The following is a 14,540-nucleotide window of genomic DNA, read 5'->3' on the forward strand; positions in this document are numbered from 1 at the left end:
CTCTAATTCTTCGCAACGGCGGGTTGGGCCGTCGTCGGTGCAATCGGTTCCCGCCAACCAACGGCAAGTCCGTTGGAATAACGCAGATCAATGCGGGCGATAGTGGTGATCTGGTCTTTGAGTGTCTTGTCGTAAATGGCAATGAAACGGCGCATTTTCTCCACCAGATGGTCGCGCCCCAGCAGCAGCTCGATGCCCGGCCCGGCGCTGCTCGCGCCCGTGGTCAGGAACCAGCTGCCTCGCTCGCGCAGCTCCAGGCGAGCGATGGAAAAGCCCAGGGGGCGCAGCATCTGGCTCAATACCTGATACTGCTGCATCACTTGTTGCTGAGCACGCTGCGGCCCGGCCAGCTGTGGCAGGTGCTCGTAGTTGGCCAGTTCGCGCGGGGTAAAGGCCTGGCCCTGGTTGTTGAGCAAGGCTTCGTCACCCCAGCGTGCCACCGGCAACTGTTCTTCCAGGCGGATCACCACTTCGTCGGGCCACACCCGACGCACTTCGGCATGGGCAATCCACGGCATCTGCTCGAGCTCTGCGCGCATCGCCGGCAGGTCGACACTGAAGAAGCTCGCTGCCACGTAGGGCGCGATACGCTGCTGCACCGACTGCTGGCTGATGTAGCTGAGGTCACCCTGAACGTCGATCTTGGTAATCGGCCGGTCAGCGTAAGGCATCAGGCGAATGGCGCCCTCGTAGGCGCCAAACCCGGCCGCCACCAGCAGCACCGGCCACAGCAGGCGCTTGAGCCCTCCCAGGCTTGGCCGCGGCAGGCGCGCCGATACGGGCTCGTCGGCCACCAGCCGGCTGGCACCACGCGGCACCGGCTTGCTGCGGCCGGTAACGGGTTGCTGCTGACGTATCATCGCGCCTTGCATGGTTGTTAACCTCGCGTCGCCACGCTCTCGGCCAGGATTGCCAGCACCAGTTGCTGGAAGTCCAGGCCGGCCGCGCGGGCCGCCATGGGCACCAGGCTATGGTCGGTCATGCCGGGTGCGGTGTTGACTTCGAGCAGCCAGAACCGGCCCTGCTCGTCCTGCATCACGTCCAGCCGCCCCCAGCCTTCGATGCCGATGGCATCGCAGGCACGCGCGGTCAGGTCGATCAGTTCCTGTTCCTTGACGCTGTCCAGGCCGCACGGAATGCGGTACTGGGTATCGTTGGCGATGTACTTGGCGTCGTAGTCGTAGAACACGTGCGGCGTACCCAGGGCGATCGGCGGCAGCACCTGGCCGCGCAATACCGCGACGGTGAACTCCGGCCCGTGGATCCACTGTTCCACCAGTACCTGGGAATCGTATCGGGCGGCATCCTGCCAGGCGGCGACCAGTTCCTGGGCGCTGTTCACCTTGGCCATGCCGATGCTGGAACCTTCATGGGCGGGTTTGACGATAAGCGGGAAGCCCAGTTCCGTGCTGGCCTGCAAACAATCGCTTTCGCTCGCCAGTACCGCATGACGCGGGGTCGGAATGCCCAGGCTCTGCCACACCTGCTTGGTGCGCAGCTTGTCCATGGCCAATGCCGAGGCAAGGATGCCACTGCCGGTGTAGGGGATGCCCAGGCACTCGAGCAGGCCTTGCATACTGCCGTCTTCACCGCCACGGCCGTGGAGGATGATGAAGGCGCGGTCGATCTTCTCGTTTTGCAGGCGGTCGAGCAGGTCGTCACCCACGTCGATGGCGACCACGTCGACACCGGCGGTGGTCAGCGCGTCGATCACCGCGGCGCCGGACTTGAGCGACACTTCGCGCTCGGCGCTCTTGCCGCCGTACAGCACCGCGACGCGGCCGAACGCCTTGGCGTCCAGGGTCGAGTGCAGCTTGTCGTAGGCGCTGGTCATTTCGACTTCTCCTGCTTGGCGCCAGCGAACAGCGGGCTTTTCATCAATTGAGGGGCCAGGCCGCCGACATCACCGGCACCTTGGCAGATCAGGATGTCGCCAGCGCGCAGCAGTGGCTTGACCACCGGCGCCAGGTCGACGCCACGTTCGATGTAGATCGGGTCCAGCTTGCCGCGCTGGCGGATGCTGTGGCACAGCTGGCGGCTGTCGGCGCCGGGGATCGGCTCCTCGCCGGCCGGGTAGACTTCCATCAGCAGCAGCACGTTGGCATCGCCCAGCACCTGGACGAAATCGTCGTACAGGTCGCGGGTACGGCTGTAGCGGTGCGGCTGGTAGACGATCACCAGGCGACGGCTTGGCCAACCGCCGCGCACGGCCTGGATCACTGCGGCCACTTCGGTCGGGTGGTGGCCGTAGTCGTCGACCAGCATCACGCTGCCGCCTTCGACCGGCAGTTCACCGTACACCTGGAAGCGGCGGCCGACGCCCTGGAAGCCGGACAGGCCCTGGACGATGGCTTCGTCAGTGATGCCTTCGTCGGTGGCAATGGCGATGGTGGCCAAGGCATTGAGCACGTTGTGGTTGCCGGGCATGTTCACCGACACCTCCAGCGGCTCGCGGTCGCGACGCAGGACGGTAAAGTGGGTCTGCATGCCCATCTGGCGCACATTGATGGCGCGGATGTCGGCCTCGTCGCTGAAGCCATAGGTCACGGTCGGGCGCTTGACCTGAGGCAGGATCTCGCGCACTACCGGGTCGTCCAGGCACATCACGGCCAGGCCGTAGAACGGCAGGTTGTGCAGGAACTCGACGAAGGTTTTCTTCAGTTTGTTGAAGTCACCTTCGTAGGTCGCCATGTGGTCGGCGTCGATGTTGGTGACCACGGCCACCATCGGCTGCAGGTGCAGGAAGCTGGCATCGCTCTCGTCTGCTTCGGCAATCAGGTAGCGGCTGGTACCCAGCTGGGCATTGGTGCCGGCAGCGGTCAGGCGGCCACCGATGACGAAGGTCGGGTCCAGGCCGCCAGCGGCGAACACCGAGGCCAGCAGGCTGGTGGTGGTGGTCTTGCCGTGGGTGCCGGCAACGGCCACGCCATGGCGATAGCGCATCAGCTCGGCGAGCATTTCGGCACGCGGCACCACCGGAATGCGCCGCTCGAGGGCGGTGGCGACTTCCGGGTTGGCCGGGTTGATGGCGCTGGACACCACCAGCACATCGGCGGTGGCGGCGTTCTCGGCGCGGTGGCCGACGAAGATCTCGGCGCCGAACGACTCCAGGCGCTCGGTGACCGGCGAGGCCTTCAGGTCGGAACCGGACACTTCATAGCCCAGGTTCAGCAACACTTCGGCAATGCCGCACATGCCCACGCCGCCGATACCGACGAAGTGGATACGGCGGATACGGCCCATCTTCGGCTGGGGCATGGCTTTCTGGCTCTCAACCATGGGCCACCTCCAGGCAGATATCGACCACGGTGCTGGTTGCGGCAGGTTTGGCCAGGCGCCGTGCGGTGCCTGCCATGACGTTGAGTTTCTCGGGTTGCATCAGCACCTCGTTCAGGCGTTCAGCGAGCTGCGCTGCGCCAGTTGTCGCTTGTGGCATCAGGAAGGCAGCGCCTTCCCGGGCCAGATATTGGGCGTTGTGGGTCTGGTGGTCGTCGATCGCATGGGGCAATGGCACCAGCATCGAAGGCAGGCCCGCTGCCGCCAGCTCGCTGACAGTCAGGGCGCCGGCCCGGCACACCACAATGTCGGCCCAGCCATAGGCTTGGGCCATGTCCTTGATGAAGGGCTCTACCTGAGCCTCGACGCCCGCCTCGCGATAACGCTCGGCGGTGACCGGCGCGTGTTGCTTGCCGGCCTGGTGGAATACCTCTGGCCGCAGTGCGGCGGGCACTTCGGACAGGGCCTTAGGCAACAATTTGTTCAATGGTTCCGCACCCAGGCTGCCGCCCATCACCAGCAGGCGCGCACGGCGCTCGGCCAGGGGCGCGCGCAGGGCGTCCATGAACAGTTCCGGGCGCACCGGGTTGCCAGTGGTGCGCAATTTGTCGCTGGCGGCGAAGGTGGCCGGGAAGGCTTCGCACACGCGTGCAGCCAGCGGCAGCAGCAGGCGGTTGGTGGTGCCGGCACGGGCGTTCTGCTCGTGGATCACCAGCGGTACGCCGCACAGGCGTGCGGCCACGCCGCCAGGGCCAGTCACGTAGCCACCGAAACCGACCACGCATACCGGCTTGAGCTCACGCACGATACGCCGCGCCTGCAGCACGGCCTTGACCAGGGTGAACGGCGCCTTGAGCAACGACAGCTTGCCCTTGCCGCGCAGCCCGCTGACCTGGATCAGGTGCAACGGCAGGCCGGCCTGGGGCACCAGTTCGTTCTCGATGCCACGCGGGGTGCCCAGCCAGTGCACGCTGTAACCGCGCGTCTGGAATTCACGGGCGCAAGCCAGGGCCGGGAACACGTGGCCCCCGGTGCCGCCCGCCATGATCAGTACGTTCTTGCCGTCAGCGGCCATGATTGGTCTCCTCGGCAAAATCGCTTTCGCTGAATTCGTGTTCCTCACTGCCCAGGTGCGTGCGGCTTTCCCACTCGATACGCAGCAACAGGCCCACGCAGGCACAGCAGATCACCAGCGAGCTGCCCCCGTAGCTGAGGAACGGCAGGGTCAGGCCCTTGGTCGGCAGCAGGCCGACGTTCACTCCAATGTTGATCAGGAACTGGCCGATCCACAGGAAGGCCAGGCCGAACGCAACATAAGCGGCAAAGAACTGCTTGGCTTTTTCCGCCCACAGGCCGATGTACAGGGCACGCACAGTCACGAACACGAACAGCGCGATCGTCAGCAGCGAGCCGACCACGCCAAGTTCTTCGGCCAGTACCGAGAACACGAAGTCGGTGTGCGCTTCAGGCAGGTAGAACTGCTTCTGCACGCTGTTGCCCAGGCCAACGCCCAGCCACTCGCCACGGCCGAAGGCAATCAGCGCCTGGGTCAGCTGGTAGCCCGAGCCGAACTGATCGGACCACGGGTCGGTAAAGGTAATCAGACGCGCCATACGGTAGGGTTGCGCCTGTACCAGGACGAACACCGCAACCACCGCCAACACCACCATCAGGCTGAAGCGGAACAGCCCCACCCCGCCGAGGAACAGCATGGCTGCCGCCGCGCCCATCATCACCACGGTGGCACCGAAGTCCGGCTCCATCAGCAGCAGTGCAGCCATGGGCAGCAGCACGATGAACGGCTTGAAGAAGCCCATCCAGGTTTCGCGGACCTCGGTCTGCCGGCGTACCAGATAGCCGGCCAGGTAGACGACCACGAACACCTTGGCGATTTCCGAAGGCTGGACGTTGAAGAAGCTGAAGCCGATCCAGCGCATGGAACCGTTCACTTCGCGGCCGATACCGGGCACCAGCACCAGCACCAGCAGGCCGAAGGCGCCCAGCAGCATCAGGAAGCCCATGCGCTGCCAGGTGGCGATCGGTATCAGCATGGTGGCGCCACAGGCGACCAGGCCGAGGAACACGTACACCAGGTGGCGGAACATGTGGTAAAGCGGGTTGCCCGACTGCACCGCAGCCACTTCCGAGGACGCCGAGGTGATCATCACCAGGCCCAGGCCCAGCAGTGCCAGGCAGCCGGCGAGCATGGCGAAGTCCAGGTCGATGCCACGACCGCTGATCAGCGGCGACGGATAGGGCTTGAGGATGCCGAAGATCATGCAAGGCCTCCCGCTGCCTGGGCGAACAGGCGCCCGCGTTCTTCGAAGTTCTTGAACATGTCGAGGCTGGCGCACGCTGGCGACAGCAGCACGGCATCACCCGCCTGGGCCAGTTCGGCGCATTGCTGTACGGCGTCGTCGAGCGTCTTGACGCGGACCAGTTGCACGCCATCGCCCAGGGCTTCGGCCAGGCGCTCGGCATCACGGCCAAGCAGCACCACGGCGCGGCAGAAGCGCTGGACCGGCTCGCGCAGCGCGGCGAAGTCGGCGCCCTTGCCATCGCCACCGGCGATCAGCACCAGCTTGCCTTCGATGTCGGCACCCAGGCCTTCGATGGCCGCCAGGGCAGCACCGACGTTGGTGGCCTTGGAATCGTCATACCAGTTCACGCCATTGCGCTCGCGCACCCACTGGCAACGGTGGGCCAGGCCGCCGAACTCGCGCAGCGCCTCGAGCATCGGTTCGAACGGCAGGCCGGCAGCATGCCCCAGGGCCAGCGCCGCCAGGGCGTTGCTCTGGTTGTGGGCGCCGCGAACCTTCAGCTCACGTGCCGGCATCAGCGCCTGGAACTCGAACGCCAGGTATTTTTCGCCGTTCACTTCGCGCAGGCCGAAAGCCTTGAAGTCCGGCTGGTTGAGGCCGAAGGTCCAGCATGCGCGGCCTTCCACCGGCAGCGGCCGGCTCAGGGCGTCCTGGCGGTTGACCACGACCTGGCGGGCGCCACGGAAGATCCGGTGCTTGGCCAGGTGATAGGCCGGCAGGCCGCTGTAGCGGTCCATGTGGTCTTCGCTGATGTTCAGCACGGTGGCCACTTCAGCGTTGAGCTGGTCGGTGGTTTCCAGCTGGAAGCTGGACAGTTCCAGCACGTAGAGCTCGACGTCATCAGCCAGCAGATCCAGCGCCGGGGTACCGAGGTTGCCGCCCACCGCCACGCGCTTGCCCGCCTTGGCGGCCATTTCGCCGACCAGGGTGGTGACGGTGCTCTTGGCGTTGGAACCGCTGATGGCAATGATCGGGGCCTTGGCGTTGCGGGCGAACAGCTCGATGTCGCCGGACAGCTTCACGCCACGCGCGGCCGCCTGCTGCAGGGCCGGGGTGGCCAGGGCCAGGCCGGGGCTCACGTACAGCTCGCTGGCGCGGCACAGGAAGTCCACATCCAGTTCACCACAGCGCACTTCCACCTGCGGATAATCACGGCGCAGGGTGTCCAGTTCCGGCGGTTGCTCGCGGGTGTCGGCGACCGCAAAGGCAATGCCCCGGCTCGCCAGGAAGCGAACCAGGGACATGCCGCTCTTGCCGAGGCCGACAACGATGCGGAATTGGTCGGAAGCGATCAATGACACGCTCATCTACCTCAGTTTCAGGGTTGCAAGGCCGATCAGCACCAGGATCACGGTGATGATCCAGAAGCGGACGATCACCCGTGGCTCTGGCCAGCCCTTGAGTTCAAAGTGGTGGTGGATCGGCGCCATGCGGAACACGCGCTTGCCGGTCAGCTTGAAGGAGGCGACCTGGATCACCACCGACAGGGTTTCCATGACGAACACGCCACCCATGATGAACAGCACGATTTCCTGGCGGACGATCACGGCGATGGTGCCCAGCGCGGCGCCCAGCGCCAGCGCGCCGACGTCACCCATGAATACCTGCGCCGGGTAGGTGTTGAACCACAGGAAGCCCAGGCCGGCACCGATCAGCGCGCCGCAGAACACGATCAGCTCGCCCGAGCCCGGCACGTATGGGATCAGCAGGTATTCGGCGAACTTCACGTTACCCGACAGGTAGCAGAAGATGCCCAGGGCACCGCCGACCATCACCGTCGGCATGATCGCCAGGCCGTCGAGGCCATCGGTGAGGTTGACCGCATTGCTCGAACCGACAATGACGAAGTAGGTCAGCACGACGAAGCCGATGCCCAGCGGAATGGTGACATCCTTGATGAACGGCAGGATCAGCGTGGTTTCGACGCTGGTCGGCGCGGTCTTGTACAGGAAGATGGCGGCAGCCAGGCCGAACACCGACTGCCAGAAGTACTTCCAGCGGCTTGGCAGACCGCGCGAGTTCTTTTCGATCACCTTGCGGTAGTCGTCGACCCAGCCGATGGCACCGAATGCCAGGGTAACGATCAGCACCACCCACACATAGCGGTTGGTCAGGTCGGCCCACAGCAGGGTACTGATGGCGATGGCGGACAGGATCAGCGCCCCGCCCATGGTCGGGGTGCCGGACTTGGACAGGTGCGATTGCGGGCCGTCGTTACGCACGGCCTGGCCGATCTGGCGGATTTGCAGGGTACGAATCATCCACGGCCCCAGCCACAGCGCCAGGGACAACGCGGTCAGCACACCCAGAATCCCGCGCAGGGACAGGTACTGGAAGACCGCGAAGCCTTTGTGGAACTGTTGCAGATACTCGGCCAACAGCAGCAGCATTAATGTTTCTCCCCGCTGGCACCGCACAAAGCCGCCACGACGTTTTCCATCGCAGCGCTGCGCGAGCCCTTGATCAAGATAGTGGTGTCGCTGGCATTCTCGGCGCCAACCGCGTCGATCAGCTCAGCTTGAGTAGCGAAATGGCGGCCATTGGCGCCGAACGCCTTGACCGCATGTGTCATGTTGGAACCCACTGCGTACAGGGCGTCGACCTTGCCACGCGCGTAGTCACCCACCTGACGGTGGCCTTCTTCCGCCCATTGCCCCAGTTCGCCGATATCCCCAAGCACCAGAACGGTGCGCCCGGAAAAGCCGGCGAGTATATCAATGGCCGCGCACATGGAGGTGGGATTTGCGTTGTAACTGTCGTCGATCACCCGCACACCGTTCGGCGCGATCTGCGCCACGGTACGGCCCTTGACCGGTTGCATGGCAGCCAGGCCAGCGGCGATGCCGCTCAGGCTCAGACCAACGGCATGGGCGGCGGCGGCGGCAGCCAGGGCGTTGCTGACGTTGTGCTCACCGAGCACATTGAGCTGCACGTTTACCGCTTCACCGCCGCCATGCAGCTTGAACGATGGGCAACCACGGGCATCGCGACCGATATCGGTGGCGTAGAAGTCGGCACTGGCGTTGCTACGGGCGAAGCTGATGACCTGATGCGCACCGGCACGGGCCTTCCAGACAGCAAAGGCCTTGTCGTCCAGGTTGAGGATGGCGATGCCGCCCTCGCCCAGGCCTTCGAGAATCTCGCCCTTGGCTTCGACGATCTTTTCCGGGCCACCGAACTCGCCAACATGGGCGGTACCGGCATTGTTGATGATGACCACCTGCGGTTGGGTCAGGCCGACGGTGTAGCGGATCTCGCCAATGCGCGAAGCGCCCAGCTCGATCACCGCGGCGCTGTGCTCCGGGGCGATTTCCAGCAGGGTCAGCGGCGCGCCGAGGTCGTTGTTCAGGTTGCCGCGGGTGGCGTGCACCAGGCCACGGGTGCGCAGGATGCTGGCGAGCATTTCCTTGACCGTGGTCTTGCCGCTGGAACCGGTGATGGCCACCACTGGCTTGTCGAAGGCAGCACGGTTCAGCGCGCCAAGCTGGCCGAGGGCCAGGCGGCAATCGGCAACCAGCAGCTGCGGCAGGTCGACATCGGCTACTTCACGCTCGACCAGGGCCGCGACAGCGCCCTTGGCCTTCACATCGGCCAAGTAGTCGTGGCCATCGAAGCGCGGGCCGGCCAGGGCGACGAACAGTTGCCCTGCGCCAACACTGCGGCTGTCGATGCTGACACCAGTAAAGGTGGCGTCGGCACCGATCTGGCGACCACTCAGTGCCGTGGTCAGCTGGCTGAGTGAAAGCGGCTTAAGCATGTGGAGCCTCCCAGGCTGCAAGTGCCTTCTCGGCTTCGATCAGGTCGGAGAAGCCATGGCGCTCGCCATTGATCTCCTGGTAATCCTCGTGCCCCTTGCCGGCCAGCACGACCACATCGTCGGCAGCGGCAGTGGCGATCAGGTGCGCGATGGCTTCGCCACGACCGGCAACGAACTCGACCCCGGCAGGCTTGGCGAAACCCGGGCGGATGTCATCAAAGATGCGCAGCGGGTCTTCAGTACGCGGGTTGTCGTCGGTGACCAGCACGCGGTCGGCCAGGCGCTCGGCAACTTCGGCCATCAGCGGGCGCTTGCCGCGATCACGGTCACCGCCGCAGCCGAACAGGCACAGCAGCTTGCCGTGCGCGTGCGGGCGCAGGGCTTCGAGCACTTTCTCCAGGGCGTCCGGTGTGTGTGCGTAATCGACCACCACCAACGGCTTGTCGCCGCCACCCAGGCGCTGCATGCGGCCGATCGGGCCCTGCAGCTGCGGGGTGACCTCAAGGATTTCGTCCAGCGCATAGTCCAGCGCCAACAGGGTCGCTACGGCGGCGAGCATGTTGCTCAGGTTGAAGCGGCCCAGCAACTGGCTGCGCAAGGTACGTTCGCCCTGGGCGGTGACCAGGGTGGCGCGCACGCCATCATCATTGAACACGGCTTCGCGGCAGAACAGCGAGGCCTCCGGGTTCTCCAGGCTGTAGCTGAGCAACCGGGTTTCGATAAGGTCGACACTCGGGCGACGGGCAAAGTCGGCGGCCAGACGGCGGCCGAAAGCGTCATCCAGGTTGACCACCTGGCAGCGCAGGCTCGGCCAGGCGAACAGCTTGGCCTTGGCGGCCTCGTAGGCCTCCATGCTGCCGTGGTAGTCGAGGTGGTCGCGGGACAGGTTGGTCATGACCGCGATGTCGAATTCCAGCGCGGCGACCCGGCCCTGCTCCAGGGCGTGGGAGGAAACCTCCATGGCCACGGCCCTGGCGCCACCCTTCTTGAGGTCGTTGAGGGTCGACTGCACGGCGATCGGGTCGGGCGTGGTCAGGCGGCCACTCTGCAGCTCGCCATAGAAGCCGGTACCCAGGGTACCGATCAGGCCGCAGCGCTGGCCAAGCAGGTCCAGCGCCTGGGCCACCAACTGGGTGACGCTGGTCTTGCCGTTGGTACCGGTCACGCCCACCAGGTTCAGCTGGCGGCTCGGTTCACCATAGAAGCGCCCGGCGATATCCGATAGCTGCGCGATCAGGCCCTTGACCGGGATGAGCGGCACATCGGTGATTGGCAGGACCGTGGCGCCCTGTTCTTCATAGGCCACGGCAGCGGCGCCGCGAGCCAAGGCATCGGCGATATGCTCGCGGCCATCGACCTTGGCGCCCGGCACAGCCAGGAACAGGTCACCCGGGCGCACGTTGCGGCTGTCCAGGGTCAGTTCACGGATCAGCGGGTCACGGCTGGCGTGGGCGAAAAGCTTGCTCAATGGCATTGTCATCATCCACGCCCTCCCTTGGCGGTTGCTGCTGCATTGACTTGCGACTGTTCGACGGGTGCGGGTGCGGGTGGCGGCAGGTTGTCTGGCGGCACGTTCATCAAACGCAGGGTGCCGGACATGACCTTGCTGAACACCGGCGCCGAAACCAGGCCACCGAAGTAGCCGCCCTTGCCCGGCTCGTCGATGACCACGACGATGGCGTAGCGCGGGTCGCTCATCGGCCCGAAGCCGGCGAACAGCGAGCGGTAGGCGTTTTCGGTGTAGCCCTTGGAGCCCACGGTGGCTTTACGCGCGGTACCGGACTTGCCGGCCACGTGATAGAACGGCACCTGGGCGCGGAACACCCCGCGCGGTGCTTCGATCACCTGTTGCAGCATGCCCTGGACGGTTTCGGCGGTTTCCTTCGGAATGGCCTGCACGGCTTCCGGGGCCTTGTCGACCTTGAGGATCGACAGCGGCACCATCTTGCCGTCGTTGGCCAGCGCCGCGTAGGCATGCACCAGCTGCAGGGCGGTCACCGACACACCATAGCCATAGGACAGGGTCGCGGTCTCGGCCTTGCGCCACTCGCGGTGGTTGGGCAGGTTGCCGACGCGCTCGCCGGGGAAACCAAGGCCGGTGTACTGGCCCAGGCCGACCTGGGACATGACCCGGTAGATAGCCTCGCCGCCGATGTCGAAGGCGATCTTGCTCATGCCGACGTTACTGGAGTTGATCAGGATGCCGGTCAGGTCGAGGACCGGGCCCTCGCTCCTGGATACGTCCTTGATGGTGTAGCGGCCGATCTGCAGGCTGCCCGGGTACACCTCGACCTTGTCGGTGGGCTTCCAGCGGCCACTTTCCAGTGCCGCGCTCATCGAGATCGGCTTGACCGTGGAGCCCGGCTCGAACACGTCGATGATCGCGCGGTTACGCATGGCGGCCGGGAACATGCTGCGGCGGTTGTTGGGGTTGTAGGTCGGCTGGTTGACCATCGCCAGGACCTCACCGGTCTTGACGTCCATGATCACCAGGCTGCCGGCCTTGGCGTCCTGCTCGGCAATTGCGTTGCGCAGCTCGCGGGTGGCCAGGTACTGCAGGCGCAGGTCAATCGACAACGCCAAGGTCTTCCCGGCCTTGGCGTTCTTGGTTACCTGGATGTCCTTGATCAGCCGGCCGCGCCGGTCCTTGATCACCTGCCGCTTGCCGGGTACGCCGGCCAGCCACTCGTCATAGGCCAGTTCCACCCCTTCGCGACCGTGGTCATCGAGGTCGGTGAAGCCGACCATGTGCGCGGTGACATCACCGGCCGGGTAGAAGCGGCGGAATTCTTCCAGGCCATACACGCCCGGCACTTTCAGGTCGAGCACATGCTGGCCCTGCTCCGGGGTCAGGCCACGGACCAGGTAGATGAATTCCTTGTTGGCCTGCTGGGTCAGGCGGTCGATCAGTTGCTGCGGGTTCTGCCCAAGCGCCGCGGCCAGTTGCGGCCAGCGCTCCTTGGAGGCCTGCATTTCCTTGGGGTTGGCCCACAGGGTGGTGACCGGGGTACTGACCGCCAGCGGTTCACCGTTACGGTCGGTGATCAGGCCGCGGTGAGCCGGGATAGGGATGTGACGCAGGCTGCGCGCATCACCCTGCCCCTTGAGGAAGTCACGGTCGACCACCTGCAGGTCGATGATACGCCAGCAGATGGCACCGACCATCAGCGCCAGCAAGCCGATCACCACGCGGAAGCGCCACGGGTAGAGTGCGCCTTCGAGCTTCATCATGGCGCCACCATCCGCACTTCGTCAGCCGAAGGCACGCGCATCTTCAGTTGCTCGGAAGCCAGGCTTTCGATGCGGCTGGCAGCGGTCCAGGTGCTTTGCTCGAGGATCAGCCGGCCCCACTCGGCCTGGGCCTTGTCGCGCTCGTTCAATTCGCCGTACAGGGTGTTGAGCAGCTGGCGGTTCCAGTGCGCGCTGTAGGACACGGCGATGGCCGAAACCAGCACGGCAACGAACAGCAGAAGCATCAGGAAGCTTCCGCCTGGCAAGGGTTTGGCAAACAGCCTGCTCACCGCAGCTTCTCCGCCACACGCATCACGGCGCTGCGCGAACGTGGGTTGGCCTTGAGCTCGGCTTCGGAGGCGAACTGGGCCTTGCCGATGAGCTTGATTTTCGGCTCGAAGACCTTGTGCTGTACCGGCAGGTTGCGCGGCAGGTTGTCCGCCTCACCTTTCACCAGCTTGCGCATGAACAGTTTGACGATGCGGTCTTCCAGCGAATGGAAGCTGATGACCGCCAGGCGACCGCCGACTTCGAGCGCATCGAGTGCAGCCTCAAGACCGGTTTCAAGGTCGCCCAGCTCATTGTTGACGTGGATGCGCAGGCCCTGGAAGGCGCGGGTAGCCGGGTTCTTGCCCTTTTCCCAGGCCGGGTTGGCCACCTTGAGCACTTCTGCCAGGTCGGCAGTGCGGGTGAACGGCTGCTTTTCGCGGCGCTCGACGACGGCACGCGCCATGCGCCCGGCAAAACGCTCTTCGCCGTATTCCTTGAATACGCGGGCGATTTCTTCCACCGGTGCCATGGCAATGAACTCGGCGGCACTGATGCCCTGGTCCGGGTTCATGCGCATGTCCAGCGGGCCGTCATTGAGGAAGCTGAAACCACGCTCGGGGTCATCCAGCTGCGGCGAGGACACGCCCAGGTCCAGCAGCACGCCGCTGACCTTGCCGTGCAGGCCACGCTCGGCCACTTCCGCGCCCAGCTCGGCAAAGCTGCGCTGCACAATGACAAAGCGGCCGTCTTCGGCCGCCAGCGCTTGCCCCGTGGCAATCGCCTGTGGATCTTTGTCGAAACCCAGCAGCCGCCCTTGCGGCCCGAGCTTGCTGAGAATCAGCCGGCTGTGCCCGCCACGGCCGAAAGTGCCGTCCAGATAGCAACCGTCGGCGCGCAGGGCCAATGCCTCGACAGCTTCGTCGAGCAGGACGGTAATGTGGTTGAAGCCGCTATCTATGGTCACAGGATCAGGTCACGCAATTCGTCGGGCATGGCGCCCGGTTGTTGAATAGCTGCAAGGTCGGCTGCCGAAACCGCGTTCCAGGCATCTTCATCCCACAGCTGGAATTTGTTCAGTTGCCCCACCAGCATCGCCTTCTTGTCGAGCTTGGCGTACTCACGCAGACGGGGCGGCACCAGGAAACGCCCACTGCCATCGAGCTCCAGGTCAACCGCATTACCGATCAGCAAGCGCTGCAGGCGGCGGTTTTCCTCACGCAACGATGGCAAGGCACGCAACTTGGCTTCTATCTGTTCCCACTCATCGAGGGGATAAACACACAAGCAGGGGTCAACGGCGTCGATGGTCACGATCAGCTGACCATTGCAACGCGAATCGAGCTCGTCACGGTACCGGCTCGGCATGGCGAGACGACCCTTGGCATCGAGGCTGACGGCGTTGGCTCCGCGGAACACGGCTGCGATTCCCCACAATGTTAGCTTTTTTGTGTCAGAAAACCCACTTCATCCCACTTTCTGCCACTTGCGCACACTATAGGAATCCGCCCGCAGCACCGTCAAGGCACGTTCGGAAGGAAAAGCCTTACAGGACCGAGATTTAGCGCAATAAAGGAATGCGGAAGGACTACCGAGGAGAAAAAAACGCGAGAAAAATCAAACCCACGCAGGCGAATGGAGTTCGAAGTTAAAGTGATTTATCAAGAGTAAGATTTTTTCGGTATTAC

The 14,540-nt window shown here is 64.7% G+C and carries 13 protein-coding genes; all 13 read right to left on the minus strand.

Annotated features, from left to right (window positions below):
- Nucleotides 1-2: 2 nt before the first annotated feature.
- From R9B85_RS07965 to mraZ, 13 genes are read right to left on the minus strand one after another with little or no spacing between them, the layout of a single operon-like run.
- On the minus strand, nucleotides 3-872 hold the full coding sequence (locus R9B85_RS07965; protein ID WP_012274056.1) for a cell division protein FtsQ/DivIB: 870 nt from the start codon (nucleotides 870-872) through the stop codon (nucleotides 3-5).
- A gap of 5 nt (nucleotides 873-877) precedes the next feature.
- A complete protein-coding gene (locus tag R9B85_RS07970; RefSeq protein ID WP_112250317.1) occupies nucleotides 878-1,834 on the minus strand; it encodes a D-alanine--D-alanine ligase in 957 nt (318 codons plus the stop codon).
- Nucleotides 1,831-3,279, minus strand: a complete 1,449-nt coding sequence (murC, locus tag R9B85_RS07975) for a UDP-N-acetylmuramate--L-alanine ligase (protein WP_046616527.1) — start codon at nucleotides 3,277-3,279, stop codon at nucleotides 1,831-1,833. The genes R9B85_RS07970 and murC overlap by 4 nt, the downstream gene beginning before the upstream one ends.
- A complete protein-coding gene (murG, locus tag R9B85_RS07980) occupies nucleotides 3,272-4,351 on the minus strand; it encodes an undecaprenyldiphospho-muramoylpentapeptide beta-N-acetylglucosaminyltransferase (protein WP_112250315.1) in 1,080 nt (359 codons plus the stop codon). The genes murC and murG overlap by 8 nt, the downstream gene beginning before the upstream one ends.
- Entirely contained in the window at nucleotides 4,341-5,555 is a 1,215-nt protein-coding gene (gene ftsW, locus R9B85_RS07985) for a putative lipid II flippase FtsW (protein WP_112250313.1), read from the minus strand. The genes murG and ftsW overlap by 11 nt, the downstream gene beginning before the upstream one ends.
- A complete protein-coding gene (gene murD / locus R9B85_RS07990) occupies nucleotides 5,552-6,898 on the minus strand; it encodes a UDP-N-acetylmuramoyl-L-alanine--D-glutamate ligase (RefSeq protein ID WP_112250687.1) in 1,347 nt (448 codons plus the stop codon). The genes ftsW and murD overlap by 4 nt, the downstream gene beginning before the upstream one ends.
- Nucleotides 6,899-6,904: 6 nt before the next feature.
- The gene (gene mraY, locus R9B85_RS07995) at nucleotides 6,905-7,987 is read right to left on the minus strand and encodes a phospho-N-acetylmuramoyl-pentapeptide-transferase (RefSeq protein ID WP_112250311.1); all 1,083 of its coding nucleotides are present in this window, start codon (nucleotides 7,985-7,987) and stop codon (nucleotides 6,905-6,907) included.
- The gene (locus tag R9B85_RS08000) at nucleotides 7,987-9,354 is read right to left on the minus strand and encodes a UDP-N-acetylmuramoyl-tripeptide--D-alanyl-D-alanine ligase (protein WP_207877968.1); all 1,368 of its coding nucleotides are present in this window, start codon (nucleotides 9,352-9,354) and stop codon (nucleotides 7,987-7,989) included. The genes mraY and R9B85_RS08000 overlap by 1 nt, the downstream gene beginning before the upstream one ends.
- Nucleotides 9,347-10,834 carry a UDP-N-acetylmuramoyl-L-alanyl-D-glutamate--2,6-diaminopimelate ligase gene (locus tag R9B85_RS08005; RefSeq protein WP_423771058.1) on the minus strand — a complete coding sequence of 496 codons (1,488 nt, stop codon included), beginning with the start codon at nucleotides 10,832-10,834 and terminating at the stop codon, nucleotides 9,347-9,349. Before R9B85_RS08005 ends, R9B85_RS08000 begins: the two co-directional genes overlap by 8 nt.
- Nucleotides 10,834-12,582: a peptidoglycan D,D-transpeptidase FtsI family protein gene (locus R9B85_RS08010; protein ID WP_181457306.1), complete on the minus strand. Its 1,749-nt coding sequence runs from the start codon at nucleotides 12,580-12,582 to the stop codon at nucleotides 10,834-10,836. Before R9B85_RS08010 ends, R9B85_RS08005 begins: the two co-directional genes overlap by 1 nt.
- Nucleotides 12,582-12,875 carry a cell division protein FtsL gene (gene ftsL / locus R9B85_RS08015; protein ID WP_056801817.1) on the minus strand — a complete coding sequence of 98 codons (294 nt, stop codon included), beginning with the start codon at nucleotides 12,873-12,875 and terminating at the stop codon, nucleotides 12,582-12,584. Before ftsL ends, R9B85_RS08010 begins: the two co-directional genes overlap by 1 nt.
- Nucleotides 12,872-13,819: a 16S rRNA (cytosine(1402)-N(4))-methyltransferase RsmH gene (gene rsmH / locus R9B85_RS08020; RefSeq protein ID WP_112250305.1), complete on the minus strand. Its 948-nt coding sequence runs from the start codon at nucleotides 13,817-13,819 to the stop codon at nucleotides 12,872-12,874. The genes ftsL and rsmH overlap by 4 nt, the downstream gene beginning before the upstream one ends.
- Nucleotides 13,816-14,271: a division/cell wall cluster transcriptional repressor MraZ gene (gene mraZ, locus R9B85_RS08025; protein ID WP_004575120.1), complete on the minus strand. Its 456-nt coding sequence runs from the start codon at nucleotides 14,269-14,271 to the stop codon at nucleotides 13,816-13,818. Before mraZ ends, rsmH begins: the two co-directional genes overlap by 4 nt.
- Nucleotides 14,272-14,540: the final 269 nt, after the last annotated feature.

Source organism: Pseudomonas sp. NLJ1, from assembly GCF_049486705.1.
Classification (GTDB): Bacteria; Pseudomonadota; Gammaproteobacteria; order Pseudomonadales; family Pseudomonadaceae; genus Aquipseudomonas; species Aquipseudomonas inefficax.